This window comes from Oleiharenicola lentus (genome assembly GCF_051660365.1).
Taxonomy (GTDB): domain Bacteria; phylum Verrucomicrobiota; class Verrucomicrobiia; order Opitutales; family Opitutaceae; genus Lacunisphaera; species Lacunisphaera lenta_A.
The window spans coordinates 12,783-38,359 of record NZ_JBOZXB010000001.1; the positions used below are offsets into that span (position 1 = coordinate 12,783).

20 protein-coding genes are annotated in these 25,577 nt (G+C 59.2%); 5 read left to right on the forward strand and 15 right to left on the reverse strand.

From position 1 onward, the window contains the following. Positions 1–50: 50 nt before the first annotated feature. The 10 genes from ACRRQW_RS00045 to ACRRQW_RS00090 form a co-directional block, all read right to left on the reverse strand. Positions 51–2,771, reverse strand: coding sequence for a valine--tRNA ligase (locus tag ACRRQW_RS00045; protein ID WP_438479011.1), 2,721 nt, complete (start codon positions 2,769–2,771; stop codon positions 51–53). A gap of 90 nt (positions 2,772–2,861) precedes the next feature. Beyond that, positions 2,862–3,740: a PstS family phosphate ABC transporter substrate-binding protein gene (locus ACRRQW_RS00050; protein WP_438479013.1), complete on the reverse strand. Its 879-nt coding sequence runs from the start codon at positions 3,738–3,740 to the stop codon at positions 2,862–2,864. Between the two features lie 4 nt (positions 3,741–3,744). Then, positions 3,745–5,901: a GumC family protein gene (locus ACRRQW_RS00055; protein ID WP_438479015.1), complete on the reverse strand. Its 2,157-nt coding sequence runs from the start codon at positions 5,899–5,901 to the stop codon at positions 3,745–3,747. Between the two features lie 23 nt (positions 5,902–5,924). Continuing rightward, positions 5,925–7,100, reverse strand: a complete 1,176-nt coding sequence (locus tag ACRRQW_RS00060; RefSeq protein WP_438479016.1) for an outer membrane beta-barrel protein — start codon at positions 7,098–7,100, stop codon at positions 5,925–5,927. Positions 7,101–7,172: 72 nt separating this feature from the next. Continuing rightward, positions 7,173–8,930 (reverse strand): ArnT family glycosyltransferase, encoded by a 1,758-nt coding sequence (locus ACRRQW_RS00065; protein WP_438479018.1) that lies wholly within the window; start codon positions 8,928–8,930, stop codon positions 7,173–7,175. Between the two features lie 31 nt (positions 8,931–8,961). Then, positions 8,962–10,335, reverse strand: a complete 1,374-nt coding sequence (locus ACRRQW_RS00070; RefSeq protein ID WP_438482332.1) for a sigma-54-dependent transcriptional regulator — start codon at positions 10,333–10,335, stop codon at positions 8,962–8,964. Between the two features lie 80 nt (positions 10,336–10,415). Next, positions 10,416–11,267: an amidohydrolase family protein gene (locus ACRRQW_RS00075; RefSeq protein WP_438479019.1), complete on the reverse strand. Its 852-nt coding sequence runs from the start codon at positions 11,265–11,267 to the stop codon at positions 10,416–10,418. 106 nt (positions 11,268–11,373) lie between these two features. Then, positions 11,374–12,333 (reverse strand): C-terminal binding protein, encoded by a 960-nt coding sequence (locus ACRRQW_RS00080; RefSeq protein ID WP_438479020.1) that lies wholly within the window; start codon positions 12,331–12,333, stop codon positions 11,374–11,376. 12 nt (positions 12,334–12,345) lie between these two features. Next, on the reverse strand, positions 12,346–13,173 hold the full coding sequence (locus ACRRQW_RS00085; RefSeq protein ID WP_438479021.1) for an SDR family oxidoreductase: 828 nt from the start codon (positions 13,171–13,173) through the stop codon (positions 12,346–12,348). Between the two features lie 18 nt (positions 13,174–13,191). Beyond that, positions 13,192–14,208 (reverse strand): zinc-dependent alcohol dehydrogenase, encoded by a 1,017-nt coding sequence (locus ACRRQW_RS00090; RefSeq protein ID WP_438479022.1) that lies wholly within the window; start codon positions 14,206–14,208, stop codon positions 13,192–13,194. Positions 14,209–14,308: 100 nt separating this feature from the next. Between ACRRQW_RS00090 and ACRRQW_RS00095 the strand changes: the two genes are divergently transcribed. The 3 genes from ACRRQW_RS00095 (at position 14,309) to ACRRQW_RS00105 (ending at position 15,891) form a co-directional block, all read left to right on the forward strand. Then, a complete protein-coding gene (locus ACRRQW_RS00095) occupies positions 14,309–14,920 on the forward strand; it encodes a YdeI/OmpD-associated family protein (protein WP_438479024.1) in 612 nt (203 codons plus the stop codon). Between the two features lie 62 nt (positions 14,921–14,982). Next, positions 14,983–15,336, forward strand: a complete 354-nt coding sequence (locus ACRRQW_RS00100) for a hypothetical protein (protein WP_438479026.1) — start codon at positions 14,983–14,985, stop codon at positions 15,334–15,336. A 72-nt stretch (positions 15,337–15,408) separates the two neighbouring features. Continuing rightward, positions 15,409–15,891 carry an META domain-containing protein gene (locus tag ACRRQW_RS00105; protein WP_438479027.1) on the forward strand — a complete coding sequence of 161 codons (483 nt, stop codon included), beginning with the start codon at positions 15,409–15,411 and terminating at the stop codon, positions 15,889–15,891. A 121-nt stretch (positions 15,892–16,012) separates the two neighbouring features. Here ACRRQW_RS00105 and ACRRQW_RS00110 read toward each other — a convergent pair whose 3' ends face one another. Genes ACRRQW_RS00110 through rnhC form a run of 3 tightly spaced genes read right to left on the reverse strand, consistent with a single transcriptional unit; the run spans position 16,013 to position 19,001 of the window. After that, the gene (locus ACRRQW_RS00110) at positions 16,013–17,188 is read right to left on the reverse strand and encodes a two-component system sensor histidine kinase NtrB (protein WP_438479028.1); all 1,176 of its coding nucleotides are present in this window, start codon (positions 17,186–17,188) and stop codon (positions 16,013–16,015) included. A 29-nt stretch (positions 17,189–17,217) separates the two neighbouring features. Continuing rightward, entirely contained in the window at positions 17,218–17,976 is a 759-nt protein-coding gene (locus ACRRQW_RS00115; protein WP_438479030.1) for a ribonuclease HII, read from the reverse strand. Positions 17,977–17,993: 17 nt separating this feature from the next. Continuing rightward, positions 17,994–19,001 carry a ribonuclease HIII gene (gene rnhC, locus ACRRQW_RS00120; RefSeq protein WP_438479031.1) on the reverse strand — a complete coding sequence of 336 codons (1,008 nt, stop codon included), beginning with the start codon at positions 18,999–19,001 and terminating at the stop codon, positions 17,994–17,996. A gap of 79 nt (positions 19,002–19,080) precedes the next feature. Between rnhC and ACRRQW_RS00125 the strand changes: the two genes are divergently transcribed. Beyond that, entirely contained in the window at positions 19,081–20,127 is a 1,047-nt protein-coding gene (locus ACRRQW_RS00125; protein ID WP_438479033.1) for an A/G-specific adenine glycosylase, read from the forward strand. Positions 20,128–20,308: 181 nt separating this feature from the next. Here ACRRQW_RS00125 and ACRRQW_RS00130 read toward each other — a convergent pair whose 3' ends face one another. Next, on the reverse strand, positions 20,309–21,259 hold the full coding sequence (locus ACRRQW_RS00130; RefSeq protein WP_438479034.1) for a sugar phosphate isomerase/epimerase family protein: 951 nt from the start codon (positions 21,257–21,259) through the stop codon (positions 20,309–20,311). Between the two features lie 123 nt (positions 21,260–21,382). Further along, a complete protein-coding gene (gene rpsU, locus ACRRQW_RS00135; RefSeq protein ID WP_438479035.1) occupies positions 21,383–21,580 on the reverse strand; it encodes a 30S ribosomal protein S21 in 198 nt (65 codons plus the stop codon). Positions 21,581–21,769: 189 nt separating this feature from the next. Here rpsU and dnaE point away from each other — a divergent pair, with 189 nt between their 5' ends. Continuing rightward, a complete protein-coding gene (dnaE, locus tag ACRRQW_RS00140; protein WP_438479037.1) occupies positions 21,770–25,576 on the forward strand; it encodes a DNA polymerase III subunit alpha in 3,807 nt (1,268 codons plus the stop codon). Position 25,577: the final 1 nt, after the last annotated feature.

Here is a 25,577-nt window from a genome sequence, read left to right on the forward strand (position 1 = left end):
CCCTCTCGCGCACACTGAGGCGTCGGTGCGGAGACCGACGCCCACCTGGCTCAACCCAACGCGGCCAGCAGGCGCTCCAACTCGGCTTTCTTGGCCTGTTGGTCGGCGAGTTGTTTGCGCGCGCCGTCGAGCACCGCCGGCGGGGCTTTGCTGACGAAGGCTTCGTTGGAAAGACGCGCTTGCGTGCCAGCGATGTGTTTGGCCATCGCTTCGATTTCCTTCTGCAAGCGGACTTTTTCAACCGCGGGATCGCCCTTCAGTTGTTTAATGAGATTCCACGAGCCGAACAACGTGACGGTCGCCGGCGCATTCGCCGACATGGCTCCGCGCGTGATGCTCGCCGCGCCGACCATGCGTTTCAGTTTCGCGAGATTGGCCTCAACGACCGCCCAGTGATGGTCAGGCGCTTCGACCACGAACTCGGAAACCTTGCTCGCCGCTTCGCCCTGCTCGGCTTTGAACGCGCGCACTTGCGACACGACCGCCTTGAGGTGGCCGACTTGCGCCGCCGCGTTATGATCGATCTGCAATCCGCGACCGGCGAGTTGGGAAGGATTATCGAGGCGCACATCGCGCATCAGATAGGTGCCTTCCGCGCCGTAGCCGAGGAGATGCCACAATTCTTCCGTGATGAAAGGCGTAAAGGGATGCAACAGCACGAGCGTCTGACGCAACACGAGATCTTGAATCGCGAGGCAGTTCGCCTTCGTTTCCGGATCCTGGAGTTTCGCCTTCGAAACCTCGACATACCAGTCGCAGAAATCATTCCAGAAAAAACCGTAGAGCGTCTGCACGGCGGCACTGAATTCGAACTCTGTGAAGGCGCGGTCGACTTCGCGCGTCGTGGACAACAGGCGATCCATGATCGCGTGGTCGTCGGCATCGAATTTCGCCGGCTCGACGCGCGCGAGGATCGCACCGATAGAGGAGTTATCGGCCATCTCGCCGCTCATCTGACGGAAGCGCGACGCATTCCAGAGTTTGTTACAGAAGTTTTTGCCACCCTCGATGCGCTCTTCTTGAAAGCGGATATCCTGACCCTGCGGCGCGATGGAGATGATGCCGAAGCGCAGGCCGTCCGCGCCGTATTTCTCAATCAGGTCGAGCGGGTCAGGCGAGTTGCCAAGTGACTTCGACATCTTGCGGCCCTGCTGATCGCGGATGATGCCGGTGAAATAAACGTTCTTGAACGGGATGCGGCGACTGAGCAATTCACCGGGACGGATAAATTCCAGGCCCGCCATGATCATGCGCGCGACCCAAAAGAAAATAATATCCGGACCGGTAACGAGCGTGCTCGTCGGGTAGAAATAATCGAAGCCGGCCTTCTCCATCGCGTCTTTGTCCGGCCAGCCGAGCGTCGCAAACGGCCAGAGCCAGGACGACGCCCACGTATCGAGCACGTCACTTTCCTGCGTCCAATTCGTTTTGTCGGCCGGGCCTTCGAGCGAGATGTGAACTTTTGTTGGGTCGAGCAGATCGGCTTCGGTCAGGGTCTCCTTGTCGACGCCCTTCGCATACCACACGGGAATGCGGTGGCCCCACCAGACTTGGCGACTGATGCACCAGTCCTGGATATTTTCGAGCCAGTGCAGGTAAACCTTCGACCAGCGGTCGGGGTAAAATTTGATGTGGCCGTCGCGCACGGCGGTTTTGGCTTCCTCGACTTTCGGGTAACGCAGCCACCATTGCCACGTGAGGCGCGGCTCAATCGGCACGCCCGCGCGCTCCGAATAGCCGACGTTGTTTTCGTAAGGTTCTTCTTTAACCAGCGCGCCGAGATCTTTGAGGAGTTCGGCCGCTTTTTTACGCCCGGCAAAACGCTCCAGTCCGGCCAGCTCAGGGCCGGCGAGTTCGTTCAGTTTCGCATCGGGCGTGAGCACGTCGATCGGCACCAGCTTGTGACGCTGGCCCACTTCGAAATCCACCTTGTCGTGCGCGGGCGTGATCTTGAGCGCGCCCGAACCGAATTCCTTGTCGACGGCGGCATCGGCAATGATCGGAATCTGCGTGCGGTTGAGCGGACGCCAGACTTTCTGGCCCACGATGTCCGTGTAACGCGGATCGTCCGGGTGCACGGCGATCGCGACGTCACCGGGAATCGTTTCCGGGCGCGTCGTTTTGACTTCAATAAATCTTCCGGGCTGATCGACGAGTTCGTAGCGGATTTGGTAGATCGTGCCCTTGGTCGGCCGCATATCGACTTCCTCATCCGAAAGCGCGGTCAGGCTAGCCGGGCACCAATTCACCATGCGCTTGCCTCGATAGATGTGCCCCTTGCCGTAAAGATCGACGAACACCTTGAGCACCGCCTGCGAATAGGCCGGATCCATCGTGAACTGCGTGCGACTCCAATCCGCGGACGCGCCGAGGCCTTGGAGCTGTTTGAGAATGATGCCGCCCTTCTCTTCCCGCCACGACCAGACCTTCTCGATAAATTTTTCGCGCCCGAGGTCGTGCCGGGTTTTCTTTTCCTTGCGCAGCTCTTTTTCCACGACGGTTTGCGTCGCGATACCCGCGTGATCCGTGCCCGGCAGCCACAATGCTTCGCGGCCTTCAAGACGCGCGCGGCGGATGAGGATGTCCTGAATCGTGTTGTTCAACACGTGGCCCATCGTCAGCACGCCGGTGACATTGGGCGGCGGAATCATGATCGTGTAGGGCTTCTTGACCGGGTTCGCCTTGCCCGCAAAACAGCCCGCCTCAAGCCAGGCGGCATACCATTTTTTCTCAACGTCGCGTGATTCGTAGCTCTTGGTGATCGAGGCCATGGGTCGGGATTAGCGGGTCAGCAAAAGGCCCTCGCCCCAGTGTGACAAGCTGCTTCCGCAAAAGCCTTGCCGGCCCGCCCAGCCCACCGGCTAGCGGATTTCTTCGAGCTCGAAAATGAGCTGATTTCGCGCCGAAAGCGGCAGGCTCGCAAAATGCGCTTTCGCGAGCGCGGCAGCTGCTTCGTCTGAAAGGAGAAATTTCAGGAAATCCTGCAAATCCTGCGCTGATTCGCGCCGAAACATCACATAAATCGGCATCCGCAGCCCATAGCCGCCCGCATGGATGGCTTCGGCGGTCGGGCCATGCGCAAGATTACCCGCGTCGGGGGCGATGGCCAGCGCTCGCACGCCAGCGACCTCACTTGCCGGCAGGCCTGACACCATAATCGCATTCACCGTGCTCGTCAGGCTGGCGTTCAATTCAGCAGTCGTCGCCGCAAACGTCAGCCCGACCTTCGGCTCGCCGCCACCCAAAATCACCCGCTGAAACAGAGGAAACGCGAGGCCGGCCTTCGGCGACAACCCGCGCAACACGATGGGCCGCGACGCCCATTCGCCGGTCAGGTTGAGTTCGCCCCAACGCGAAAACGCCTCGCCGGCGGACAAGCCGAACATTCCGCGAAGCTGCGCGACCGTGACTTGCTTGAGCGGCGACGCTGCCGGCACCAACACCACGGCCACTTGATACGCGACGGCTTTACTGATCAACGCCTCCGCCGGCGGTTTTTCTCCGGGCGGAAACATAAACAGCCCTACGTCCGCGCGGCGCGCTTTCAGTTCGTCGACTCCCGGACGCGTGCCGTGCAGTTCAAGTTTTACGGTGACATCGTTGCGGCGCGCGAATTCCGCGACCGCTTTCGTGAAATCGGCCCCCAATAAATCCGAACCCGAAACACGAATGACTTCTAACGCCGCAAACGAGGAACCCGCGAAGATTACTGCGGCCGCGAATGCGAAAAATACCCGCACGAGTTCAAGTTTTTCGCTTCGGTTTTTCCGACAAATCCATGCGCTCGACGCCGGGTTTTCCGCTGACGGGCTTGGGCGAGGACGGCTCTTTGTCGTGCGAATAATACGAATAATTATTCGTGTAGTAACCGTAGTCTTCGCCCGTGCCGCTCGGCACTTGATTCAACACCACGCCGATCACGGGCACTTTCAAACTTTCGATGATCTGACGCGCGCGCTGCACCATGCTCTCGGGATTGCGGCGATGTTGGATGAGCAACACCACGCCGTCAGAAATGCTCGTCAGCACCGACGCATCACTCACGCCGATGATCGGCGGGGAATCGAAAAGCACTTTGTCGTAACGCTGCTTAAACTCGCCCACGAGTTCGCGAAGCTTGTTCGCATACAGCAAGCTGAGCGTGACGCTTGTAGAACCACCGCTCGGCAGAAAATCCATCAAGTCCGACGGATCGCGCCGCACTGCTTCCGTCCATGCGATTTTGTTCAGCACGACGTCAGTCAGGCCCGGATCTTTCGGCACGTTGGCGAGCTTGTGCTGCGTGGGTCGGCGCACGTCGGAATCGATGAGCAACACGCGTTCGCCCGCCGACGCCATCGAAAGCGCCAGCTGGCGCATCGTCGTGGATTTACCTTCACCCGGCCCGGAAGAAAGCATGACGAGCGCCGACGATTGCCCGGCGCGCAACGCGAGGTTCAGGTTAGTCTGCAACACGCGGTAAGGTTCGCCTTCGGGCGACGACGGATCGTGAATCGCGCCAGGTTCGCGCATCTGCGGAATCACGCCGAGCACGGGCAAGTTCAGTTTGCTTTCGACATCGGCGACGTTGCGGAAACTCGTGTCGAGGTATTCGAGCAACACGGCTGCGCCGACCCCGAGAATCACCCCAAACACGCACGCGAAAAGAATGTTGAGCGGCCAATTCGGTTTGCTCGCAAAACGCGCGGGCTCGGCGGTGTTGAGAATTTCGATCGTCTTCTTCGGAACCTGAAAATCGATTTCGCGCTGACGAAGCGTCAGCTTGAGCGTCGTGAGCAAACGCTGCTCGTCGTCGAGTTTGGTCGTCGCTTCCTCGAACGGGCGCATGCGGTCGCGCGCCGAGAGGATTTGGTCGACCTTGGCCTGACCGAGTTGGCGTTCGAGTTCGGCGACGCGCGCATCGGATTCCTTGTAGGCCATCTCAAGGGAATTTTCGTAGCCGAGTAATTGGTTGTCCAGCTGCTGCTGGATCTTCGCGACGTTATCAACGGCCGCGATGAGGTCGGGGTGCGCTTCGCCCAGACGTGCTTTTAAACGCGTGACGTTTTGGTCGGAAAGCAAATACGCCTGGAGGAGATTCTGGATGTTCGTGTCCTGAATCAGCTCGGAGTTCACGAGATTGCGACGGCCCTCGACGGGAATGTTTTTGAAACGTTCCCACCGGGTCTTGCGGCCAATCGCATCGACGCGCAGGGCGATGAGCGAGTTCTGCATCTGGCGCAGCGTCTCGACGTCCATGTCGGTGTAACGCTGGCTAAGATCGACGCCGGCGACGTTCAGTTCCTGACGCAGTTTTTCCACGTGGTCGCGTTGCGCGACGAGGGTTTGCTCCTGCTTCTCGAGTTCCTTCCGCAGTTGGGCGAGGCCTTCGCGTTGGTCGGAGGTGGCGAGCGTGATGCGATCTTCCGAATAAACGCGCGCAATGTCGTTGGCGATATCGGCGGCGAGCTTCTGGTCACGCGCGTAAACGTTGATCTCGATGATCGAGGACGCACGCGGCGCTTCGACGCGCAGCATTTTATTGATCAGGTAACGATACGTCGTCGACGAAGGCAGCGCGACGCCGTCGTTGAGTTGTTTGCCGAGGACATCGTTGAGCCCGAGATTCTCGATGACCGGATAAAGAATTTTCTCAGCCTGAATGATCTTAAACTGATCCTGGATGAAATACGGATCGTAGTAGGCGCTGCTCTGCGACTGGAAAAGTTTCACTTCGCTTTCCGGTTTCTGGACGCTGATTTTCGCGGTCGCGAGATACCACTTGGGCAGCAACGCGGTCACGCCAAGCGTCGTGAGCACGACGATGGCGATGATCAGGAAAACGAGCGATTTGCGCAGCCGTAACAACCCGACGAAGTCGCTCAAGCTGGCGCCGTCTTTGCTGGCTGGCAGTGAACCCATGAAAACTCGCGCGCCCGGCGCGCTTAGAACGTGTAGTGCGCGGAGACGCCGAAGCGGCTGCGGTTTTGCTCACGATTCGCGTCGTCGGAATTCACGTCGTCGAAATCGTAGGTGCCAGCGAGCGTGAAGTTTTTATTAGGCTGCCAGGCGAGGCCGAGGCCGAAGCGGGTCGTCGTCTCATCGAGATCGGCTTGCAGGCCGCGGCCTTGGAGTTGCGACGGTTCATACGTGAGCGAACCCGACGCCGAAAGCGTGCCCGTGAGGCGGTGCTGCACGTTGGCGAAGAAACGATTCACCTTCGCGTCGAGAAAGCGGACGATATCCGAGGATTCTTCGAGCGTGTAAACATAGCCGCCGGAAATAAACGAGCCCTCGGCGTAAGCGTAACGGCTGCTCAACTCGACGTAAGGCGACGTGGTGTCCGGCGCGGAGTCGCGCGAGCGATCTTCCAGACCGGCGCGGGCCGAAAGGAAGAGCTGCTTGCTCGGGTTGTAATCGACGCCGCCCATGAAGAAGTGCGAGTCCTTATCCTTGAACGCACCGGACACATCGTAGCCGATGGTCTGGTAACGATATTCGGCCACGAGCTTGGTTTCAGGCAGCAGCGCGTAAGTGCCCTCGAGTCCGAACAAGTTTTCAGCGCGATCAAGTTGGTTCCCGAGTGCAGTGTCGTCGTAGTTGAAATCGATGAAACGATACTTCGCGACCGCGCCCGTTTTCTGGCCGACCGTCGTGGTGAAGCGACCGTCAACCTGCGCGCGCTTGTAAGATTGGTCGGTGTTCACCGGCACGCCCGCGAGCAGCGACTCGGGGTTTTGCGCGACGTTGTAGAGTGCGGAGACGTCGATGTTGGTGGCGGAAGAAAACGCATGCGCGACGCGGGCGTTCAAGGTGTGGCTCACCAGGTTTTCGTCGCCGGGGCGGTCAGGCACGTAGTCGTTGCTGATCTCGTAAGCACCCGTCGCAAACGTCTGGTCGGAAAGCGAACCGTTGTAGGAAAGCTTGGCGGAGACGTTATAGACCATGCTGTCGATCTCATTGGTTGCCGCGCCAAAGATGTTGCTGTCGTGGTAAATCGAGCCACCGAGGCGCACCGTGAGCGCTTTGCCCTGTTCTTGTTCGGGAATGGGCGCGTAGACCGCGAGGGCCAGCGAAGGAAGCAAAGTGAGCGGAAGCGCGAAGCGAAGAATAGTTTTCATAGTTAGGCCAAGACGTTAGTCGCGCCTGACTTAAGGGGGAGCCGGCGCGCTCTTGCAAATCAATTTCCCCGGCTAGCGCGCGAGGAACGGGTTCACCAAAAGCACCATGTTTTCGGTCAATTTCTGCGGGGGACGATTGAGCGCGAAATTTGCCGGCATGCGCCGCGTAACCAGACCCGTGTAAACCCCGCCCCAGCCCCCTGCATCGGTCAGATTGATGTTATCGCCGGTGCGCGCGGCCAACTCCGTAAAGAACGGCCGGTCGAGCGTGACGGGCGTTAAAAGCAAGGCCCCCATCGGCTGGTCGACCATGATCTGCGTGAAATCGCGCAACCGCTCCGGCTTCGACCACACGCGCATCTGCCCATACCACGCCGTGCCCGCCGGCACATCGGTGGCCACGCCGGCTTCCGGGCGGAAACGATTCTGCATATCGCGGCTCAATTCCATAAACAGTCCCGGAAAATACGGCGGATAATGAAAATGAATCCGCCGCGGCTCCAGGCAGTCGCGCACCAACGGCAGAGTTTGCAACATCAGCACGCCCGCCGCCACCCAACGCCAGTGCAGCGTCAGCTGCTGCTGGCTGTCCACGAGCACGAAAAAAAATCCCGCGCCAAACAAAATAATCAGCGGCGCGAGATAGAACGCCGGCAAACGCAGGCTCTCGCCGGAATTCAAGAACGGCTGCCCCGCGAGCAGCACGAGCAACACCGCCGCAAAGCACCAGCGCACGCGATTCACGCGCCCGTCGCGAAATTGATACGCGAGCCCCGCGATAAAAAAAGCCGTCAACATCATGCCGCCGCCCGACCAGATGCGCTCCTTCAAATTTATTTCCATACCCGTGAGCCCTTTGTTGCCGAGCTTGTTCACGTCGAGACCCGGCGCTTCCGCCGTCGCGAGATTCCGCTGCGCCGCCGGTTCGGCGGTGGAATCGCCGGCCTTGAGTGCGAGGTTCTGCCACGCGAGTCCCAGCGGATGCCCGACCACCAGCGTGTTGCGCACCAACCAAGGCGACACCGCCGCGAAAAAAACTGCCGCGAACACCGCCAGCAATGTCACGCGCGCGCTCCCCGCCACGCGCAATGCGAGATAACCGCCGATGACCAGCGCGACCAAGCCGCCCGAATACTCCGTTAAAAATGAAAGCGCACACCACACTGCGAGCAACGCCACGCGCCACACCGTGCTTTTATCGGGCACCGGAAAATCGCGCAGCCGCTCTTCGAGACCGGCGAGCGAGTTGAATACCGCCAGCATGAGCACCATGAACAACGGCAGCCCTGTCAGCATCACGGTTTGCTCCCACAACGGCACTGACACCGCCATCGCCACCGAAGCAATCGCCGCGACGCGTTCATCAAAAAGCTTTTTTCCCAACCGCCACGCGAGCCACACCGCGAGCCAGAATAAAACCAGGTTCAAGCCCAACACCGCATAATCCGGCCCCCAGCCACTCGGCGGAGTCGGGCGCTGCGACCACAGCGATTCCGGCAGCACCGCAAACACGCCCGCCATCGTCAGCGCATACAGCGGCGCGTGGTGCAGTTCGGGATAAAGCCGGTCTTGGGAAAATGCTTCACCACGCTTCTGCATCACCGCGTAAGTCTGCGGATAATTCACAAGCGTCGTGAACCCCTCGCCCTTCGCCACCTGCCGGCCGAGCACTGCTTGTTGCATTACCGATTCAGTCGGAATGCCGTGAAATTGTTTCCACGAATAAATCGTGCTGAGCAGCAGTCCCGCGAACACCACCGTCGCAATTCGCATCCAGCGCGCCCCGCGCCCCTGCTCGAGCCAGTGAATGAGTTCCTGCGAATTTTTCATGGCCCCACCTCCAAAAGACAAAATGCTCCGCTCATCCGCGATCCAGCACGTCGAGTTCTGGCCATTGCGCGATCTTGCGGTGCAGCGTGCGCCGGCTGATGCCGAGCAACGTCGCGGCCTTGGTGCGATTGCCGCGCGCTTTCATCAACGCCTCGCGCAACAGCCGCTTTTCGTTGTCCTCAACCGAATATGGATTCGCCGGAGTTGCCGTGACCATCGAGGGCGGCGGCGCAGTCTCCCCGCGGAACTTCGGTTCGAGGTCGAATTCGCTCAATTTCCCGCCGCGCCGCAACACGACCACATTTTCGGCGAAGTTGCGCAGCTCGCGAATATTTCCCGGCCACGGATAAGCCTGCAAATACCGCATCGCGCCTGGCTCGACGGTGACGACATCGTAGCCGTTTTCCTTCGAATAAACTTTAATGAAGTGATCGAGCAGCACCGGAATATCGTCCGCCCGATCGCGCAGCGGCGGCGTGGTGATGCGCACGACATTCAAGCGGAAGAACAAATCTTCGCGAAACTTTCCCTCCTTCACCATCTGTTCAAGATTACGATTCGTCGCCGCGACAAGGCGAACGTCTACCGTGATCGTTTTTGAACTGCCGATGCGTTCGAAACTCTTCGTCTCAAGAAAGCGCAGCAGCTTCACCTGGATCTCCGGCCCGATCTCGCCGATTTCATCGAGAAACACGGTGCCGCCATCCGCCGCTTCGAAACGCCCTTCACGTCGCTCGGTCGCGCCGGTAAATGAGCCGCGCTCGTGGCCGAACAATTCGCTTTCGAGCAGCGTCGCCGGCAGCGCCGCGCAATGCACCGGCACAAATGCCGCGCGCGCGCGCGGACTCGCCTGATGAATCGCCTGCGCGATCAGTTCCTTGCCCGTGCCAGTCTCGCCTTCGATGAGAATGGTCGCTTTGGACGGCGCGACCAGTTTTACGCGGTCGATGACTTCCGCGAGCCTCGGCGAATGCCCAACGATGCCCTCGACGTTAAATTTTTCGTCGAGCCGCTCGTGCAGTTGTTTCACTTCCACTTCGAGCGTCTTCGTCTTCAACGCGCGCTGAATGAGAATTTCCAAGCGCTCGATCTGCACCGGCTTGGTGAGAAAATCCACCGCACCGCGCTTCATCGCCTCGACCGCGTTGTCGATGCTCCCGTAAGCCGTCATCATGATCACCGCCGGCTTGTTCGGGAGCGCGAGAGCCTTGTCGATGACCTTGAGGCCGCTTTTGCCCGGCATGCGCAGATCGGTCACGATGACCTCGAATTCCTGCGCATCCATCAGGTTAAACGCCTCGTCCGCGCTGCCGGCGACCGACACATCATAGTGTTCCTGCAACGCTTGTTGCAGGCCTTCGCGGGTGTGCTTTTCGTCATCCACAATCAAAACGCTCGGCACCATGCCCGCGATCAAGCCCCAGCCCTCCGTCGCGGTCAACGTGTAAGTGTGACGAGCTGACGCAGCCCCCGCCGACTACTTGCTCAAATCCTGTAAAATGCCTCGGCGTTCGTGACGTAGAGTTTTTTCAACTCGTCCGGCGAAGCGCCTGTGAGCGCCGCATCGAGCGTGTTTACCCAGCGCGGATAATCCGTGGCTTGCGTCGACACCGGCCAGTCGCCGCCGAAAATGATGCGTTCGAAACCAAAACACGCGACCACGTGATCGATATACGGCTGCAAATCCGCCGGCGTCCACTTCGCATGATCCGCCTCGGTGACGAGGCCGGACAACTTGCACCACACGTTAGGCAACCGCGCGAGCTCGCGCATCTCCGCGCGCCACGGATCCAGTTTGCCGGCTTTGATGTCGGGCTTCGCGATGTGATCCATGACGAACTTCACCTCCGGACACTGGCGGACAAATTTCAACGTGTTCGCCAGCTGCGTGTGATTAATGCAGATGTCGAAACTCAGTCCGTATTTCGGCAGCAACTGCACGCCACGCACAAAATCCGGCCGCAAACAAAACTCCTGATCCGCCTCAAACTGGATGATACGGCGAATGCCTTTGATCAGCGGATTCGACGCCAACCGCGCAAGCTCAGGCTCCGCGGCGTTGCCTTTTTCCAACGGTGCCCACGGCACGATGCCTTTGATGCGCGGGTCAATCTGCGCGACCTCGGTCACCCAATCGGCTTCTTCCTTAAATTGGGCCGGATCACATTCGCACTGGAGAAACACCATCTTAGCCACCGGCACCGGCCCGCACGCGCGACGGTAATCCTCGATGAGATGATTCTTGTTCAACATCGGCACACTCGCGAGCCACGGGTAACGCAGCCGGTCGAGATTCCAGATGTGGAGATGTGTGTCGACGATCGGGAAATTAGGCATGGGGTAAGTCTGGTTCAGAAAAATTAACCACGGATTTCACGGATGACACGGATGAAGAAGCTTTGAATCTATCCGTGTCATCCGTGAAATCCGTGGTCAAAAAAATTCACCGATTCACCTGGTTCTTCAGCGGCTCGCCACGCAAGCCACGCACGAGTTCTTCCGCCGCGAGTTTCTGCAAACGCGGGATGCTGCTCTCGCTATACCACGCCACGTGCGACGTGAGCAACGCGCGCGGCGCCCCGCGCAACGGGTGTTCTGCCGGCAACGGCTCAGTTTCGTAAACATCCACGCCGGCGCCGGAAATCGTGCCCGCATGCAATGCCTGCGCGAGTGCGACCGTGTCGATGAGCGGGCCGCGCGCGGTGTTCACAATCACCGTCGTGGGCTTCATTGAAGCCAGGCGCGCGGCGTTCACAAAATGTTTGGTCTCGGGCGTGAGCGGCAAGTGCAGCGAAAGAATATCCGTGCGCGCAAAAAGTTCGTCGAGTTCGACTTTTTCAACGCCTTCCTGGGCCATCGCCTCCTTGGTCACGAAAGGATCGTAAGCGATGCGCGTGCCGCCAAAGCCGCTCATCATCGTGTGCGCCGCACGCGCGATGCGGCCGAAGCCGGCGGTCGCAAACGTCATCTCACTCAACGACGGCATCGGGCGATCCGGGATAATTTTCCAGACGCCGCCACGGGTGCGCGCATCGATTTGCGGCAACTGCCGCGCCATCGCCAAGGCGAGCGCCACCGCATGCTCGGCAACTTCGTGCACGCCGTAATCCGGCACATTCGCGACGGGAATTCCTTTCGCTTTGGCGGCGGCGAGGTCGACGTTGTCCACGCCGATGCCGTAACGCACGATCACTTTGCAACGTGTCAGCGCGGCGATGACAGCGGCGTTCACCGGCGCCCATTGCACGAGCAACGCATCCGCATCGCGGGCCGCCGCGATGACTTCGTCGGCGGTTTTGCATTGGTCAACGACCAGTTCGAAGCCGGCGGCTTTCAAGACCGCTTCTTCGTGGCGAAGATTCGGAAATCCGTGATCAGTGATAACTGCGCGTAAGGATGACATGGAAAATTAAATTCAGCGACTGCCCGCGATCTTCGTATTTTGCCCGAGCCCTTCCGGCCCGAGCCCGTTGTAACCCCCGTCCACCGGCAAATCTGTGCCCGTGATAAACGACGCATCGTCGCTCAGCAAAAACAGCACTGGCGCCGCGATCTCAATCGGATGACCCATACGCGCGAGCATGTGAAATTGTCCCCAAATCGGATCATAGGTGTCGCGATCGCCGCCGGCGGCCTTGTCGACTTCGCGCGTCCAAATCCAACCCGGGCTCACGCTGTTCACGCGAATTTTGGCCGGCGCAAGATCGAGCGCCGCGCAACGCGTGAGCTGCGAAACCGCGCCTTTCGCCGTATTGTAAGTCCAGCGATTCGGCTGCGCGACCCATGATGAAATGCTCGAGACATTCACGATCGCGCCGCCGCCCTGCTTTTTCATCGGCTCTGCGACGAGCTGCGTGAGCAGAGCAAACGCAAACGGCCCAACATTGAAGCTGCGCAAAAAATCTTCCCGCGTCGCATCGAGGCCTTTCGCCGTGAACGAAAACGCGTTGTTTACCAGGTAATCGAGCCGTCCATGCTTCGCGAGCGCCGCAGCGACGAGTTCGCGGCAAAATTTTTCCTCCGCCAGATCGCCCGCGACGATGAGCGGCGAAAATCCCGCGGCAGCAAACGCGCGCTTCCCCTCTTCCGCGTCCGCCGGCAAACCGCTCACGACCACGTCCGCGCCTTCGCGCAACAACTCCAGCGCGATGGCCTGCCCGATGCCATTGGTGGCACCCGTGACGAGCGCAACTTTGCCTTTGAAACGATGAGGGATGGGGGTGCGATTGGGGGCGATAACCATTGAGGGGGGAAATAAATTTTACGGGCAAATCACGGCTTTGATATCCGCGCCTTTTGCGGCGAGCATGCGGTCGAACGCGTCGACGCTGTCTTCGAGTTTGAAACGCTGCACCCACGAGGTCGCGTCGATTTTTCCCTCGGCCAGCAAATCGAGCGCTTGTTCCAGTTCTGAAAGCTTCGCGGCGTAAGTGCCGAACACTTGTTTTTCAGGCAACGTGATGTTGTAGGTTTCGACCTGCATCGAATTCTCGTGCAGTCCGATCCACACCGTCGCGCCGCCGGGTCGCAGCGCCTCGAGCGATGTTTTTTTCGTGATCGTCCCGCCCACGGCATCGACGGAAAGATCGACCCCCTCGCCACCGGTCTCTGCTAACATGATTTGCGCGACATCTTCGTTGCGCGGGTTGATGACGCGCGCCGCACCGAGTTTCTTCGCGACCGCGAGCCGCTCCACGCTCAGGTCCGCGACAAACACGCGCGAACCGCGTAACACCTGCAACGCTTGCTGGCAAAAAAGCCCGATCGGTCCCGCGCCGATGACCAGCGCCGTCGCCGCCGGCAAATGCTGCGTGAGATTCACTACGTGAATGCCATTCGCAATCGGTTCGGACAGTGCCGCTGCTTCCGCGGAGACATTTTCCGGCCACGCAATCAGGCAGCGCGCAGGGACGTTCACAAATTCCGCAAATGCTCCCGGGCGATGCATCCCAAAAATCTGTCGGTCGGCGCACAGATGCGTATCTCCACGATGGCAGCGCACGCAATGTCCGCACGGCACGAGCGAATTGCTGACGACGCGCGCACCTTTCTCCCAGCCGCGCACTTCGCCACCGAGTTCGTCAATCGTGCCGCAAAATTCATGGCCCATCACGAGCGGCGGCGTGCGGCGCGGGCTGCGGTTTTTAAACGTCTCGAGTTCACTGCCGCACAGTCCGCACGCAGCGACTCGAATGCACACTTCGTCACTGCGCAGCTGTGCAGGCGCGACGTCGCGAATTTCCAGACGGTCAAACTCAGGGTAATGAAACGCTCGCATCGGGGTCGGGCATTTCGGTGCCGTTCGAAAACTCTGAAAGCAAGGGCGAACCTCATGAAATTTCAGTCGCGCGAAAATTTCTGCCTGTCACGCTGCATTCATGCCCGCGAAAAAAGATCCCCGCGTTGACGCCTACATCGCCACCGCAGCCCCATTTGCGCAGCCGATTCTCAAACACCTGCGTAAATTGATCCACACCACCTGCCCCGACGTGGAAGAAACGATCAAGTGGAGTTCGCCATTTTTCCTCTACCGCGGAAAACTCCTGTGCAACTTCGCCGCCTTCAAAGCCCACGTGGCATTCGGTTTCTGGCATCAAGGCATGGCGAAAATTCTCACCGACGAACTTGGCAAAGCGGACGACGCGATGGGCCTGCTCGGACGCATCACGAGCGTCGCTGATTTGCCGGACGACAAGGCGCTCGGGCGCTACCTGCGCGCTGCGCTCGCCCTGCACGACACCGGCGTCGCCCCGCGTGAGAAAAAGCCACCGCGTCCCGAACTCGCCACCCCCGCCGAATTTGCGGCTGCTTTAAAACGAAACAAAAAAGCTGCGGCGCACTGGGCGGATTTCAGCCCGAGCGCGCGCCGCGATTACCTCGAGTGGATCATTGATGCAAAACGCGACGAGACCCGCGAGCAACGCATCGAAACCACACTTGAATGGGTCGCCGAAGGGAAATCGCGTCACTGGAAATACAAAAACTGCTAGCGCGAGGTGCAGTTCTACCCTCCCACCTCAAATAACCCACCCGTCTTTCCCTTACCACGAACATGAAAACCTATCAAAGCCTCCTCTTCATCGCGGCTCTCGCTTTCGCACAACATGCGACTGCGCAAACCCGCCCCGCACCCGCCGGCACTGCGGTCACCAGTGGCGAAACCCGCGTCATCGTCCCAACCGCGATTTCCGAACTCGCTCAAGGTTACGCCGACGCCATCCAACAAATGGCACTCAAAACCACGGTCGTTTACGTCAAAGGCGACGGGAAGGTTGTCGCGATCAAAGGCATTCGCTCTGCGCGGCCGGTGGGGAGCGTGCTGCTGATTACGTTGTCCGCCGGCAGCATGCTTGCGATTAATCCGCAGGACGTCGTCATGATCACGGATGGCGCGTCGACCCCGTAAGCTCCTTGCCAATGTCCAGTTGTCGCGTTTCGTCGGGGAACACCCACCTATCGAATGAGTCTGAACTTCACTATGAATGCGTCTCTTAAGCGTTTGCTCACCGGCACGGCCTTGTTGGCCGGGTTGCTCACTGCAATTTTTTCCGCCGGTTGCGCCAGCCCGCCGCCCGTCAACGGCAACCTCTCTGACCAGCCTGCGCTTAGCAACTGGCACCTGACCGAACTCTACGGCGATCCGGTGAAAACCCGTCCTGTGCCGACGCTTTCCCTCTACGCATCGGAAGGAGGCAAGAATGTCGGCAACACCGGCATCAATTCCTTCTCCTTCGAATTCGTCGAAACCGACGGCAAATTAAAAGCCGGCCCGATCACGACCACGAAAATGGCCAGCTCGCCCGAAATGACGGAAACCGAAGGCGTGTTTCTCGCCGCCCTCGAAGAAATGACCAGCTGGCGCATCGGCCCCGGCACGCTCGAAATCATCTCGCATCAGGGTGTCATCGCGAAATTCAGCAAAAATCCACCGCTGCCGCCCGGCACGACAGCGTCGCGCTAAAGCCAATCGCGATACTCGATCCCTTTTCCCCAAGCGCGACGCCGTAAACGTCGCGCTTTTTTGTGCACTGAAGCAGTCTCAGGTGGTCGCCGATTTCCGCACCGGCGACATCTTGTGCGTATCACGCCTGCAGCATTCGCACGCGGCGATGCTTCTGCGGAAACTGCAACGTCACCACCGTGCCGGCATGCTGTTTACTCTCGATGCCGATGTGACCGCCATGATCCCGCATGATGCGTTGCACGATCATCAATCCAAGTCCGTGGCCGCCGACCTTGGTCGTATGGTAAGGGGAAAATAATTTTGCGAGGTCGTCCGTCTTGATGCCCGAACCGGTGTCGGCAATGCGGACAAACACCGACTCGTCATCCGCGCGCACGCGCAGATTCAAGCGCCCGCCGGGCTCCATCGCCTCCATCGCATTCTTCACGAGATTGAAAAAAACCTGCTTCAACTGATTCCGATCCGCCATGATCACGGGCACATCTTTCGGGAAATCGAGCTCCACCTGCAGGCCGCGATCCTCGAGTTCCTTGGCCTGAAATGTCACCACGTCCTCGACGATTTCCACGACGTTGGTCTCGGAAAGATCCGGCGGGCGCGGACGAATCGCTTCGAGGAAATTTCGGATGATGCCGTCGAGTCGCGTCACTTCCCCCTGACACACCCGAATCGACTCTTCCAACGACGCGGCTTCCTTCGAGCCTTTCAATTTCTTTAATTTCCGCTCGATGAGTTGCAGGTGAATCGTGAGCGAGTTGAGCGGATTGCCCAACTCGTGCGCCACGCCCGCCGCCAGCAGCAGAATTGATGAAATCTTTTCGTTCTCGATCAACTCCTCGGTGCTTTTCTTTTCGTTCGTAATGTCGGTCAGGATGATCGCGTGACGCGGTTCGTCGTTCTCGACTTCGTTAAACGGCACCATGTAGAGCCGCACGACGCGCGGCTGCGGATAAGTCAGTTCAAATTCCCGCGTCACGACCGGCGCTGAAGCGTGCGGCGTCTGCACGCCTTCCATGCCCAGCGACGCGCGCAATCCCGGCACCAGCCGCCATAACGTGGTCTCGCCGTCCCCACTTTCGCGATAGCCGATCAAGTTCGCCCCCGCGTCGTTGATGTAATCAATTTCGCCATCCTCGGTGATGACCATCACTCCTTCTTGCAACGTGTTGAAGACCGACCCGAGCAACGCGCGCTCCCGCGCAAGCTTCTCGACCAGTGTCCGCAAGCTGGCCGCGTCGAGGCGATCGATCCGGCCAATCACTTTGTCGAGCGCTGTCTGTTTTTTTCCGGCCATGAGTAAGCACAGATACCCGACTCCCTTCCTCAATCAAATAGTATCATCTGGCCTTCAAGGTCGCGCGGCTCGGCGAAGAGTTTCCGTAGAAAACTATCCCGGTGATCCGCACAGCGCCCGACCCGCAGCAACGCCTCGCGGTGCTCCTCGGTGCCGTAACCTTTGTGCTGCGCAAACCCATAGCCGGGATGCACCTTGTCCAACTCATCCATCAGACCGTCGCGCGTCACCTTCGCAATAATCGACGCCATCGCGATGCACAACGAGCGCGCATCGCCGCTCACAATCCCCTGATGCGGATACGGAAAATTTTTCAGCGGCAACCCATCGACCAAAATCCGGCACGACACCGTCGGCTGAAACGCCGCTTTTTCTTCGTCGCTCGCGAACAGATCCGGCTCGGCTTTTTTCTCGAATGCATCCGGCGGGTAAATCCCCTCCAACGCGCGCCGCATCGCCAGTTTCGTCGCGCCGAGAATGTTGACCGTTTCAATTTCCGCGACGCTCGCGACACCGAAGTTGGCGTGAATTTGTCCCGCGGCAACCAGTTCTTCAAACTCGTTCCAAAGCTCGGCGCGATCCGCCGCCGTCAGTTGCTTCGAGTCGTTCACGCGCCCGGATTTACTCACCGCCCAGCGGCTCTCAAGAAATCCCGGGGAAACCAACACTGCGGCCGCTACGACCGGGCCCGCCAGCGCACCCCGGCCGGCTTCGTCCACGCCGATCAAGCCGCTCAAGCCGGTGATTTGCTTGATATCGAATCCGCGAAGTTGGCGGCGTGTAGCCATGCGTCGTCAGCGACCGTTCAACGCTTCCACTCGATTTTCTCGCGCGGCTCGGGCAGCGGCAACTCGTCGAGTTTTCCCGCCGCCTTCACGACTTCGTAAGACGTGCGGAAATGTAATTTCGCGAAACGCGGCAATGCCGCCACGCCGAGTTTTTCGATGAGTTGCGCCGCCTGCGCCTTGGCAAGCGCGCCGGCGCCAAACTGCAATTTCTCGCCGAACTCACGCGAAAGGTCGCGCATCTGGCGGACGAATTCCGCCCGCGCCACGATCGACGCCGCCGCGACCACCGGATCGCTTTCCGCCTTCGTGCGCATCTGCAGGTCGAAGCGGTCGACGCCGCGTTTCACGAGTTCTTTTTGCACGAGCGGCTCTTTCGTAAATTGATCGAGCAGGCCGCGCGGCACCCATTTTTTCTTCAATGCTTTTTCAAGGGCGATAGCGTGTTGCCAGGCGAGCAGACGATTCAGATTCGCGCGCGGTTTCGCCATCAGCTCGTTGTAGCGCGCCATGCTACAAAACACGGTTTCCACCACGACGCCCGGCGTATTGCGGATGAGGTCGTCGAGGCGGAGAATTTGCGTATCGACCACCGCTTTACTGTCGCGCACGCCGGATGCGCGCCACGCTTCGATCGCAGATTTTTCCGCGATGACCGTCGCGGAAACCACCGGGCCAAACAAGTCACCTTTGCCGCTTTCGTCGAGACCCGCGTGCGGCTCGAACCAATCGGGATGATTCACCTCGTCGTAACCCAGTTTCGCTGCGCCGGTGACCTCGGCTTCGATGACGTTTTGCACGAATCCCTCGGTTTCTTTTCCGGCCACCACGACTTTGCCGCTCGTGTAGGCAGTCACGTTGACCTTCGGGCCTTTAAAGGCAAAACGCGCATACGGCACCTCGGCGGTTTCCCAATGTTTCGCCGCGCAGGCGGCACGCAGTTTCTCCATCTGCGCGTCGTCGAGCTTGATGGTGTAACTGGTGATCGCCTTGGGTTTGTCCTCGGTGTCGTCGGGCCGTGTGGGCATGCGGCTACATGGCCATAAAAAGTCCCAAAAACACACAAAAAAGTGGCGAAGCCGCGGCGCGTCGGTCTTTTTGTCGGACTTGGCCAATTCCGAGCAACTCATCGCCCAGCGACCGGCTTTCCAACGCGCCTTGCATGCGTGGTATCGCGCTCATCACCGGAAACTTCCCTGGCGCGACGAACCCTCACTCTACAAAACCGTGGTGTCGGAATTCATGCTGCAGCAAACGCAGATCAAGACGGCGCTACCCTACTTTGATCGCTGGTTGCGCGAGTTGCCTGATTTCACCGCACTCGCGGCCGCCTCGGAAGAAAAAGTAATGAAGTTGTGGGAAGGCCTCGGCTACTATTCACGTGCGCGCAACCTGCACAAACTCGCGCGCTCCGTCGCCGCGTTGCCGCTTCCACCCCGCGCCGTTGCAGACTGGCGCGAGCTGCCCGGCATCGGGCCTTACACGGCGGCGGCGATTACGAGTATCTCATTTGGCGAACCCGCGGCCTGTGTGGATGGCAACGTCGTGCGGATCCTCGCGCGACTCACGGCGGAAGCGCGACCGTTTCGCGACAGCTCTGAGGCGGCGAAGTATTTCACGCCGCTTGCGGACGCGTTAATCGTCGGTGCCGACGCGGGCATGCACAATCAGGCGATGATGGAGCTTGGCGCAACGGTGTGCATGCGACAGAAACCGATGTGTCTCGTCTGTCCCGTCGCGGAGTTCTGCGAAGGCCGGAAACGCGGCACGCCCGAAAAATACCCCCACTTGCAACCCAAACAAATCGAACAACGCACCGTGGCGCGCATCTGGTGCGAACATCGCGGGCAACTCCTTCTCCGTCGCGGCCACGCCGCCGCCAAACGTCTCGCGGGACTGCACGAACTTCCCGAAGCGTCCGATCTCGGCTTAAAAACTCCCGACGCCAGCACGCTGCTTGTCACCAAACGCCGCACAATCACTCGCTTCCAGATCGCCGAATCGATCTACAAACTCGAAGCCGACGCCGCGTTGCTCAAGGCCGTCAAAGCGGATGCGTCACTCGAATGGATTGCCGTCAACGCGCTCGATACCATCACGCTCTCCGGCCCGCACAAACGCTGGATCGGAGAGTTGCTCGCCGCGCGCAGCTAGGCGTGGGTGAATTGATCAAACGGGCGCGATGCGAGATCCGGCAGGTTTTTTTAACACGGATCACGCGGATTTAAACGGATGGAACTGATTCACAACCGGATCCATGTAATCCGTATTTATCCGTCCAATCCGTGGTCAGAAAAGCGCGCGCCCCACAGACCGGCCTCGCGTGCTTCCTCAGTTATCTTCCGAAACGCGCGATCACTAACTCCTCTACGCGCTTCTTTGAGAACAGCACCTCTTCCGGCGTGAGCCGCGGGCTGAGTTCGATGATGAGCGTGTGCTCGGGGCGCCAGAAACTGCTGACCATTTCAAAATCGATCGTGCCCTTGCCAATCGGCTGGTGATCGTCGCCCTCGGCCACATCGTGCAAGTGCCAGCCAATGAGGTTCGCGGCATTTTTCCGCAGGTGTTCCTCATGATTGAGGAGGCCCATCTCCTGCTTGATCTGCGCGTGGCCGCAATCGTGCCAGTAACCGCACGCATTGGGTTTCGCCATCACTTCAACGAGCAGTGGATGGTCTTCGTCGAGCGGTAACTCTTCGAACCGCTCGCGGTTTTCGAAACCCAACTTCACGCCTTTCTGCTCTGCGTAAGGCAGCAACTCGACCAGGCCTTTCTTGGTGTTTTCCCAGTAAGGCCCCATGCGGTTGCGCAGTTTCACCAAACTCTGCGCCAATAGTTTTTTGTAGCGCTCGTCCTTCGACAGATCTTCGCCTTCGTGCGCTGCGATATACTCGGTGACTTTGCGCGCGGGATTAAACCAGAAAAATTCCACCGCTCCGAGGTGCATCACGACTTTCTTCGCGCCGACTTGCGCCGCGAAATCGATCGTGCGCTTCGATTGACGCAACCATTGATCGCGTTCGCGCGCGTCGATTGTCGACGGCATATAGACATTCGGTGCCGCCTTAGTGATGCCGGTCGGCAGAGGACAGAAATTGTGGCATGAAGCGACTTTCACCACGCCCTCTTCGACTGCTCGAAGAATCCCGGGCACGAGGGTGATCCGGATGCCGTGGCTGAGTTCGACATACTCGAAACCCAGATCGGCCATCTCCTTCATCATCGCGTAACCGTCTTGATGACGATGCGACAGCCAGCATGAGGAAAGCGCGACGATGGGTTTCATTCGTTTAATGCAACTACAGGAGCCTAAGCGGACTATGGCAAGGCGCGTGATGCTACTCAACGCGTTAAAAGAAAAAGGCCGCCCATCATAAGATGAGCGGCCGGAAAGGAAGACAGTTAACGCTTATTCAGCGTGACGGCGGCGAAGCATCGCGGTGAAGGCCATAACCTTCTCCTTGCGGCGACGGCGCTCGCACGGCTTCTCGTTGTAGCGCTTGGCGCGCACGTCTTTGATGATGCTTTCGCGTTCGAGCTTCTTCTTCATGCGGCGCAGCGCACGGTCGATTGGCTCATTCTTACGCATTTTGATCTCGATGGGCATGGGAAATAGACAGGTTTACTTGGAAGAAAACGAGCAAGAAGCCATTCGCTCCCGTCACCGTCAACCCCAATTTTTAATCTATTCACATCAACTTTGCCACGACGCCTGCCCTTCCATCTAAACCGCGCCGGCCAACAACGTTAGCTTTAACGCTTGCCCGCCTGAAACACTGGCTTTCCATCCCCTCGCTTGTCTTCCGTCGACCAAAACTTCGTCCATTTGCATGTCCACACGGACTACAGCCTCCTCGACGGAGCCTGCCGGATCGACCGGTTGATGGATCGTGCCACTGAACTCGGCATGAAGGCGCTCGCCCTCACCGACCACGGCAACCTCTACGGCGCCATTGAGTTCTACAACCAAGCTAAAGCAAAAGGCATCAAGCCACTCGTGGGCTGCGAGCTGTATCTGGCGGCCAATTCCCGGCTCGACCGCCAGGGCCGCTCCGACGAAGGCAAAAGCATCTTCCACCTCGGCCTGCTCGCCAAGAATCTCGAAGGCTACCAAAACCTGCTCAAACTCGTCTCCGACGCGCACCTCAAGGGGTTTTACTACAAGCCGCGCACCGATCTCGAAACGCTGGCCAAATACTCGAAGGGCCTGATCGGTTTCACGGGCTGTCTCGCGTCGCTCGTGCCGCAGCACTTGATGCACGGTCGTTACGAAGAAGCCCGCAAGGCCTGCGCGCGCTTCATCGATATCTTCGGCAAGGAAAACTATTTCGTCGAAATCCAGGATCACGGCATCCCCGAGCAAGTGCAGATCATCCCGGGCCTGTTGAAACTCGGCGAAGAGTTCGGCCTGAAAGTGATTTGTTCGAATGACGTCCATTATGTGCGTTCCGGCGATGCGATGCCGCACGACACGATGCTTTGCATCCAGACCGGCTCGAAGGTGCACGAGACGGATCGCATGAAGTTCACCGGCACGCAGTTCTTCCTGAAATCACGTGACGAGATGGCGAAGGTCTTCGCCGAAGTTCCCGATTCCGTCACGAACACGCAACTCGTCGCCGAGATGTGCGACCTCACGATTCCATTTCCGAAAGGCTCCGAGCGTTACCCGAAATACCCGCTGCCGCCCGAAGTCAAAACCGACCGCGCGGGCTACCTGAAAGAACTCTGCATCGAAGGCCTCAAAACGCGCTACAAGCTCGATTACGTCGCCGTTTCCGCACGCCCCCTCGTCGCCGAGCGTTTGGCAAAAATGCGGAATTATCCGGAAGGCCAGAAACCTTCCGCGCCGGACTACACCGGACTTTCGCAAGAGGAAGAACTCGCGATTCGCACCGAATACGAACTCCTCATCATTAGCGTCACGGGCTTCATCGACTACTTTCTGGTCGTCTGGGATTTCATCGATTGGGCGCGCAAACACGACATTCCCGTCGGCCCAGGTCGCGGTTCCGGCGCCGGTTGCATCGTCGCGTATCTGCTCGGCATCACGAATCTCGACCCGCTCCGTTTCAAGCTGCTCTTCGAACGTTTCCTGAATCCCGAACGCGTCTCGCCGCCCGACTTCGATATCGATTTCTGCATGCGCCGTCGCGGGCTGGTCATCGATTACGTCCGCCAGAAATACGGCAACGACTGCGTCGCGAACATCATCACCTACGGCACGCTGGGCGCGAAAATGGTGATCCGCGACGTCTCGCGCGTGCACGATTTGCCTTACGTCGACGCAGATCGTTTGGCGAAGATGATCCCCGACGAGCTCAACATCGAGCTCAAGTCCGCCATCGAAAAATCCGCCGAGCTGCGCGCAGAGATTTCCGCGAATCCCATCGCAAAAAAAATCGTCGACCAAGCGCTCGTCCTCGAAGGCATGGTGCGCAACACCGGCAAACACGCCGCCGGTATCATCATCACGGATCGCCCGCTCGACGAGTTCGTCCCGCTTACGTTGCAGGAAGGCGACGTCACCGTGCAGTTCGACATGAACGCCGTCGGCAAACTCGGTTTGCTGAAGATGGATTTCCTGGGACTCAAGACGCTCACCGTGATCGCCGACGCCATCGAGAATGTCCGCCGCACGACGAAACCCGATTTCGATCTCGAAGCGGTCGGCTTCGACGATCCCGTCACCTACGCACTGCTCAACTCCGGCCGCACGACCGGCGTGTTCCAGCTTGAGTCCGGCGGCATGCAAAATCTTTGCCGCCAGATCGGTCTCTCCTCGATCGACGAAATCGTCGCGCTCATCGCGCTCTACCGTCCCGGCCCGATGGAGTGGATTCCGGATTACGTGAAGGGCAAAAAAGACCCGAGCACGGTCAAGTTCCCGCACAAGCTTCTCGAAGACGTCTGCCGCGAAACTTACGGTGTGATGGTGTATCAGGAGCAAGTCATGGAGGCGGCGAAAATCATCGCCGGCTACACGCTCGGCGGCGCCGACATGCTGCGCCGCGCGATGGGTAAAAAGGACGTCGACGCGATGGCGAAAGAGCGCGCGAAATTCGTCGAGGGCGCGAAGCGCGTGAACAACATCGAAGCCAAGACCGCTGACGCGATCTTCGACATTCTCAACAAGTTCGCCGGTTACGGTTTCAATAAATCCCACTCTGCCGCCTACGCGGTGCTGAGTTATCAAACCGGTTTTCTCAAAGCGAATTATCCCGTCGAGTTCATGGCCGCCATGTTGAGCTCCGAGCTGGGCAACTCTGAAAAAGTTTCCCACTTCATCGCCGAGTGCGAAGCGATGGGCCTCAAAGTCCTCGGCCCCGACGTGAACGAATCGCGCGAGATGTTCGCGCCCGCCGCCGGCAAAATTCGTTTCGGTCTCGGTGGCATCAAAGGCGTGGGCGAACAAGCCGCGCAAAAAATCATCGCTGAACGCGAAGCCAACGGCCCCTACAAAGATTTCCCCGACTTCATGCTCCGCGCCGATTCGCGCGCGATCAACAAACGCGTCCTCGAAAATCTCACCGCGACGGGCGCCTTCGATTTCAGTGGCGCGCCCCGCGAAGAATTGTTCGCGCAGATCGACGACATCCTCGCCGCGCTCGCGGAACTCCAACGTAAATATCCCGCGCTGCGCAAAGAGACCACGACCGCCAAAGTCGTCGAGCCCGCTGAAAGCATGCTCTTCGACATGGGTGCTACGCAGGGCGGCATGCCCCTCCCCGAGCGGAGTGTGCTCGTTCGCGAATTTGCCGAGCTACTTCGCCACACGAAGCGCGCGCCCGCGATGGCCGCGACTTCCAACGGCCATCACGATGACCACGCCGGCCTGGACTTTGGTGTTGGGTCCAACAAAGCCGCGACCGCCAAAGCCAAAACCACGGCGACCGTCGAGCGTCGCCTGACTTCCGCCAACCGGCTCCAGTTCGAAAAAGAACTCCTCGGTTTCTATATCTCGGGTCACCCGATGAATGCCTACGCCGGGCTCGCCGAAGCGCTCACCACCCACACCGAAGAAGAAGTCATGCTCGAAGGCGACCGCATGGAGTTCCGCATGTGCGGCATCGCGTCCGGCATCACGAAAAAACTTTCGCGCAAAGACAACCGCCCGTGGGCGTTCTTCAATCTCGCGAGCAAACGCGCCACGATTTCGGTCAACATGTATTCCGACGCGTTCGAAAACTACGGCCGCAATCTCGCGGAAAACCAGCCCGTGGTCATTCTCGGCAGCGTTATGCGCGGCGACGATGGCGCGAGGTTGAATGTGAAAGAGTGTTACCCGCTCGACACGCACATCTCTCAAAACATCCGCGAAATCACCTGGCTGCTTCACCCCGAGCACAAACAGTTGCCCGAGTTCCTCCAAAAACTCCGCCCCATCCTCATCGCCGCCGGTGGCGATACGCGCATCAAACTCGGCTTCGTCTTCGAAGGCCGTGCCACCCCGATTGCCGAAGCGCCCTCTGGACTTAACTGGCGACTAAATCCGCAGATTTTTCAAGAGCTGCGCCAGCACCCCGCCGTCGCCGGCACCATGGTCGAAGCGCGCCGCATGGAAATCAAAGAAGTCCGCCGCAAGTGGGCGAAGAAGGACTAAC

Coding starts and splice junctions, on each gene's coding strand:
- ACRRQW_RS00080 (WP_438479020.1), bottom strand. CDS start 12,333: ATGTCATCCTTACGCGCAGTTATCACTGATCACGGATTTCCGAATCTT.
- ACRRQW_RS00070 (WP_438482332.1), bottom strand. CDS start 10,335: ATGGTGCCGAGCGTTTTGATTGTGGATGACGAAAAGCACACCCGCGAA.
- rpsU (WP_438479035.1), bottom strand. CDS start 21,580: ATGCCCATCGAGATCAAAATGCGTAAGAATGAGCCAATCGACCGTGCG.
- ACRRQW_RS00065 (WP_438479018.1), bottom strand. CDS start 8,930: ATGAAAAATTCGCAGGAACTCATTCACTGGCTCGAGCAGGGGCGCGGG.
- ACRRQW_RS00100 (WP_438479026.1), top strand. CDS start 14,983: ATGAAAACCTATCAAAGCCTCCTCTTCATCGCGGCTCTCGCTTTCGCA.
- ACRRQW_RS00110 (WP_438479028.1), bottom strand. CDS start 17,188: ATGGCCGGAAAAAAACAGACAGCGCTCGACAAAGTGATTGGCCGGATC.
- rnhC (WP_438479031.1), bottom strand. CDS start 19,001: ATGCCCACACGGCCCGACGACACCGAGGACAAACCCAAGGCGATCACC.
- ACRRQW_RS00055 (WP_438479015.1), bottom strand. CDS start 5,901: ATGGGTTCACTGCCAGCCAGCAAAGACGGCGCCAGCTTGAGCGACTTC.
- ACRRQW_RS00060 (WP_438479016.1), bottom strand. CDS start 7,100: ATGAAAACTATTCTTCGCTTCGCGCTTCCGCTCACTTTGCTTCCTTCG.
- ACRRQW_RS00115 (WP_438479030.1), bottom strand. CDS start 17,976: ATGGCTACACGCCGCCAACTTCGCGGATTCGATATCAAGCAAATCACC.
- ACRRQW_RS00045 (WP_438479011.1), bottom strand. CDS start 2,771: ATGGCCTCGATCACCAAGAGCTACGAATCACGCGACGTTGAGAAAAAA.
- ACRRQW_RS00105 (WP_438479027.1), top strand. CDS start 15,409: ATGAATGCGTCTCTTAAGCGTTTGCTCACCGGCACGGCCTTGTTGGCC.
- ACRRQW_RS00090 (WP_438479022.1), bottom strand. CDS start 14,208: ATGCGAGCGTTTCATTACCCTGAGTTTGACCGTCTGGAAATTCGCGAC.
- ACRRQW_RS00095 (WP_438479024.1), top strand. CDS start 14,309: ATGCCCGCGAAAAAAGATCCCCGCGTTGACGCCTACATCGCCACCGCA.
- ACRRQW_RS00075 (WP_438479019.1), bottom strand. CDS start 11,267: ATGCCTAATTTCCCGATCGTCGACACACATCTCCACATCTGGAATCTC.
- ACRRQW_RS00130 (WP_438479034.1), bottom strand. CDS start 21,259: ATGAAACCCATCGTCGCGCTTTCCTCATGCTGGCTGTCGCATCGTCAT.
- ACRRQW_RS00085 (WP_438479021.1), bottom strand. CDS start 13,173: ATGGTTATCGCCCCCAATCGCACCCCCATCCCTCATCGTTTCAAAGGC.